Below are 2,776 nucleotides of genomic sequence, written 5' to 3'. Positions count from 1 at the left end.
ATATTATGCAAGGTGTTGATTACGATATTCAATCGTATTTGTACGATACGAGAAAAGCACCGAAAGATACAGTATGGTATCAGAGAATAGATAGTTATATTAATGAGTTAAGTAGATTTGCGTTAATGGGAACGATTACAGAGAAAAACGGATGGCTTATTAATAATGGCATTTATTATACAGGTAGACTCGGCACATTCCATAGTACAGGGACAAAAGGATTACAAGTTGTAACAGATGCGATGAAAATCTATCCTTATTTAGGTGAGCAATATTTCGTAGCAGCTGAGCAAATTACGACGAATTATGGCGGGAAAGATGCAAACGGTAACGTTGTTAATTTAGATCAAATACGAGAAGATGGGAAGAAAAAGTATTTGCCGAAAACGTATACGTTTGATGATGGTGCAATTGTTTTAAAAGTCGGAGATAAAGTGACTGAGGAGAAAGTTAAACGTTTATATTGGGCAGCAAAAGAAGTGAAGGCACAATTCCATCGTACGGTTGAAAGTGACCAACCGTTAGAAAAAGGAAATCCAGATGATGTATTAACGATGGTTATTTATAATAGCCCAGCTGAATACCAATTTAACCGTCAATTGTACGGATATGAAACGAATAACGGCGGTCTTTATATAGAAGGAACAGGTACGTTCTTTACTTATGAACGTACGCCAGAAGAAAGTATTTATAGTTTAGAAGAATTGTTCCGACATGAGTTCACGCATTATTTACAAGGTAGATATGAAGTGCCAGGACTTTGGGGGCAAGGTAAGATGTATGAGAATGAGAGATTATCTTGGTTTGAAGAAGGGAATGCTGAGTTTTTTGCAGGTGCAACGAGAACGGACAACGTCGTTCCAAGAAAGAGCATTATAGGAGGACTATCTTCGAATCCAGCAGAACGTTATACGGCAGAGCGAACGTTAAATGCAAAGTATGGAACGTGGGATTTCTACAATTATTCCTTTGCGTTACAATCGTATATGTACAATAAGAGATACGATATGTTTGATAAAGTTCATGATCTTATTAGGAAAAATGATGTAACAGCATATGATGCATACCGCTCTGCTTTAAGTAAAGATGCGAATTTAAATAAAGAGTATCAAGACTATATGCAAATGTTAGTAGACAACCGTGAGAAATATAATGTTCCGTTAGTGTCAGATGATTATTTAGCAACTCATGCACCGAAACCAGTTTCAGATATTGCCGCAGAAATTACAGCGGAAGCAAAATTAAGTAATGTATCAGTAAAGAAAAACAAATCACAATTCTTTAATACATTTACACTGCAAGGAACATATACAGGAACTTCTGCAAAAGGAGAATATGAAGACTGGAAAACAATTACGCAAAACGTTAATGATACGTTAAAACGTTTAAGTGCAAAAGAATGGGCAGGCTATAAAACAGTAACAGCTTACTTCGTGAATTACCGTGTAAATGCATCAGGGCAATTTGAATATGATGTTGTGTTCCACGGTATTAATACAGAAGAAGGTGCTGTGAATAAAGCGCCAATAGCGGTTATAAATGGTCCGTATAACGTAAATGTAAATGAAGTAATCTCGTTTAAAAGTGATGGATCAAAAGATGAAGATGGGAAAATTGCTTCTTATAACTGGGAGTTCGGTGATGGTGCGGTAAGTAATGAGCAAAATCCAACTCACGTATATACAAAAGAAGGAACGTATACGGCGAAATTAACAGTAACAGACGATAAAGGATTAATTAATACTGCTACAACAAGTGTAACGGTTCAAAAGAAAGAAGATAACAGTGTAGAAAAAGAGCCAAATAATTCATTCCAAACGGCAAATAAACTGCAGTTAAATCAAGTTTTACGTGCTAATTTAGGAAACGGTGATACGAGTGATTACTTTGAAATAAATATAGAAACTGCGAAAAACCTTCAAATTAATGTAACGAAGGAAAATAATATCGGAGTAAACTGGGTTCTTTATTCAGAAGCAGATTTAAATAATTATGTTACGTATGCACAGCAACAAGGAAATAAATTAGTAGGTAGTTACTATACGTATCCAGGGAAGTACTATTTACATGTATACCAGTATGGTGGTGGAACAGGGAATTATACGGTAGAAGTGAAGTGAAAAAAAGGGTCGCCATTCATGGCGACCCTTTTTTGTTATGCGTTATACCCGAATAATTTTAGATCTTCTCCTGAGTCTGAAATTATTTTTTCGAATCGCAATCCTACTTTTTCTAACAGCGTGCCTGAAGCAACATTATCTCTAGAAGTAATTGCTACAATTCGTTTTAGTCCGAGCTTTTGTACACCGTATTCGATTACTGCAGCAGCTGATTCATAGCCGTACCCTTTTGAACGGAATTTTTCTAAAAAAGCAAAGCCGATATCAACATCTTCTAATGAATCTCTTTTAATAAGGCCGCACATACCAATTGGTGTGAGATCTTCTTTTCGTTCAACTAAGTAAAGACCAAAGCCCATTTTATTATACATATCGACGGGTCCGTTTAAGATGTATTTTTTTGCATCTTCTAAGTTTTTAATACCTTTATCACCAATAAATTGAATCCATGCAGGATCATTTACTAATTCAAGAATAAACGGAGCATCTTTTACATCGAGCCAGCGAAGAGTGAGTCTTTCAGTTTCAAGAACTATCAATCTATCGCACCCCCTTTAAAAGTTATAACAATTAGTATGGATTGTGCGAAATAAAAGTGCAAGTTATTTTAATTGAGAGTTACTGTTCACATAAAGTTCGATTGTTTTGTATAAAAG

Annotated in this window: 2 protein-coding genes; one reads left to right on the top strand and one right to left on the bottom strand. The window is 35.5% G+C overall.

Annotated elements, in window-relative coordinates; all coding sequences use genetic code 11:
* Window positions 1-2,120, top strand: a 2,120-nt coding sequence (gene colA / locus AB3X49_RS20790; protein WP_367964471.1) for a collagenase ColA, incomplete at its 5' end; no start/stop codon positions are given.
* A 35-nt stretch (window positions 2,121-2,155) separates the two neighbouring features.
* Here the strand turns inward: colA and AB3X49_RS20785 are convergent.
* On the bottom strand, window positions 2,156-2,659 hold the full coding sequence (locus AB3X49_RS20785) for a GNAT family N-acetyltransferase (protein ID WP_367964469.1): 504 nt from the start codon (window positions 2,657-2,659) through the stop codon (window positions 2,156-2,158).
* Window positions 2,660-2,776 lie beyond the last annotated feature (117 nt).

The sequence above is a fragment of the Bacillus sp. C30 genome (assembly GCF_040838255.1).
Classification (GTDB): domain Bacteria; phylum Bacillota; class Bacilli; order Bacillales; family Bacillaceae_G; genus Bacillus_A; species Bacillus_A mycoides.
The sequence above is the reverse complement of the archived record's forward strand: the minus strand, read 5'-3'. Positions and strand labels throughout refer to the sequence as shown.